Origin of the sequence: Imhoffiella purpurea (assembly GCF_000585215.1) — a bacterium.
Taxonomy (GTDB): domain Bacteria; phylum Pseudomonadota; class Gammaproteobacteria; order Chromatiales; family Chromatiaceae; genus Imhoffiella; species Imhoffiella purpurea.
This window is the reverse complement of the sequence record NZ_AONC01000118.1, coordinates 1-1,279: the sequence shown is the minus strand read 5'-3', so window position 1 is coordinate 1,279 and position 1,279 is coordinate 1. Positions and strand designations below refer to the sequence as shown.

General features: G+C 66.8%; 1 protein-coding gene and 1 pseudogene. Both read right to left on the bottom strand.

What is annotated here, in order from left to right; all coding sequences use genetic code 11:
• Positions 1-182, bottom strand: a pseudogene (locus D779_RS22540) (tetratricopeptide repeat protein); the annotation flags it as partial.
• Positions 179-1,279, bottom strand: a 1,101-nt coding sequence (locus D779_RS20675) for an O-linked N-acetylglucosamine transferase family protein (protein ID WP_043758397.1), incomplete at its 5' end; no start/stop codon positions are given. The gene D779_RS20675 and the pseudogene D779_RS22540, both read right to left, overlap by 4 nt.

The window sequence follows — 1,279 nt, the reverse complement described above, 5'->3', positions numbered from 1 at the left end:
CTCAGGTGCCCCAGTCCCTCCTCCATCCGGCCACGCTCGACCTCCAGCACGCCGAGCCCGTGATGCGCGCCCGGGTGGTCGCCCTGCTCCGCCAAGACCTGTCGATACAGCCCCTCGGCCATCTCGAGACGCCCACCACCATGGTGCGCCACGGCCTGATCGAACACCTCCTGCACGCTCATGATCCACCCTCTCCCGGCTCGCCCCGGTGACGCCCTTCGCCGTCACACCAGCATCGCCACATCTCTCGGTAAGCCCGCTCGACCCGGCGCGCAAAGCCCGCTTCGTCACGCCACGGGCCGGACTCCAATTCGCCGCGCAGACCGGCGCGAATCTCGGACAAAGACGCCAGATCGCCGGCCAGCGCGACCGCCTTGGCGACGTATTCCGCTTCGCTCCCGGCGATCCACTCGCCATGACCCGCGCCTTCGAGCATCAGACTGCCAATCCGACCGACGCTCGGGCGCTCGGCCAGCGTGATGAAGGGAACCCCCATGTAGAGGGTTTCGATCAGCGTGGTGCCCGAGTTGTGCGGGAAACAGTCCAGCCCGATATCGATGCAGCGCAGCAGATCCCAGGGCGGACTGTGGTAGCCGATCGCAAGCCGCTCGGGACCGATGCCGTGCTCCGCGAATCGCGCCTGCAGCGCCGCTCGCATCGAGTCGGGCGCGAAATCCTTGCTGTCGATCACCAGCCGCGAGCCGCCCACCCGGTCGAGGATCTCGGACCAGACGCGAATGGTGCGGTGGTTGATCCGCACGCTGCGCGTGAGCGTCCCAAAGGTGATTCCACCCCAAACACGCGCGGGCAGGGAACCGACCGGTCCCATTCCAGGCTCGGGACGATACACCAGCGAGGGAACATCGAGGCGCCAGGGGCGCTCGGCGAATAATCCCTCGCTGCCCGCCGGGGTCATGACCCCGTCGGTTAAAAAGTAATCGATCGCACTCAGCCCCGTGGTATAGCCATATCCCATCCAGGAGACCGATACCGGGGCCGGCCGACGGGCGAACACCCCGAGCCGATTGCCCGCCGTGTGTCCCGCGAGATCCACCAGGATATCGATCCCATCGGCGCGGATCCGCTCGGCCAGTTCCGCATCGCTCAGACCCCGGGTCCCCACCCAGCGGTCCACGTGACCTCGGTAGCGGGAGGTGACCGCGTCTTCGACGCTCAGCTCGGCATAGGCCGTGACCTCGACCGCCTCGCGGTCATGATGCTCCAGCAGGGGCTCGAGAAAATGCCGCGAGGAATGACAGCGAAAATCCGGCGAGACATA